General features: G+C 60.0%; 1 protein-coding gene. It reads right to left on the bottom strand.

What is annotated here, in order from left to right; genetic code table 11:
* Positions 1–227: 227 nt before the first annotated feature.
* On the bottom strand, positions 228–668 hold a 441-nt coding region (locus EN780_RS36465; RefSeq protein ID WP_128276606.1), incomplete at its 5' end, for an NAD-dependent epimerase/dehydratase family protein.

The raw sequence follows: 668 nt of genomic DNA, 5'->3' as shown, positions 1-668 counted from the left end.
GACTAGGCAGAGAAGAGCCAGCAACAGGATATGGCCAACCGGAAGCCATGGAGACATCGCGATCAGTAGGGCAGGCCCTGCAAGTCGAGGGACTTCGCCCGATGTGTGCCATCGGTCGCTCTTGACCTTGGAGACAGCCCCGATGCGCCTCGCAAGGCGAGCGAACAGCCATACGCCAGGAACCGCAATGAACAGGGCCCCGATGAACGGGACCAATAAGCCAAGCGTCAAGCCATCACTCGTTCGGTACGCATATGCTCGATGCAGTCGGCAATCGTCTGCCTTGTGCTTCGCAGCGGGCGCCAGCCTGTCATGGTGCTCAGAAGACTCGTATCCGGTACGCGATCATGCGTTACGGCGAACTTCTCGCCATAGACCGCGTTGGAAGACTTCATGACGATCGGCGCGTTCGTGTTGGTCGCCTCAACCACCATCCTTGCGAGATTTCCGATCTGCACTGCCTCGCTGCCACCCAGATTGACCGGCCGTCCTCGCAAGGATCGGCATTGCATGACCAGGAGCAACCCTTCGGCGGCGTCGGTAACATGCAGGAATGCCCGCCTTTGCTCGCCGTCGTCGTGAACGACAAGCGGTTCGCCCCGTAAGGCCGAGTTTACAAATACCGGCAGCACGAGGCCGGTCGCCGAGCGCTGCCGGTATTTGTAAAC

It is taken from the genome of Mesorhizobium sp. M4B.F.Ca.ET.089.01.1.1 (assembly GCF_004022605.1).
Classification (GTDB): domain Bacteria; phylum Pseudomonadota; class Alphaproteobacteria; order Rhizobiales; family Rhizobiaceae; genus Mesorhizobium; species Mesorhizobium abyssinicae.
Note: the sequence above shows the minus strand (reverse complement) of the source record. Positions and strands in the feature narration are given on the sequence as shown.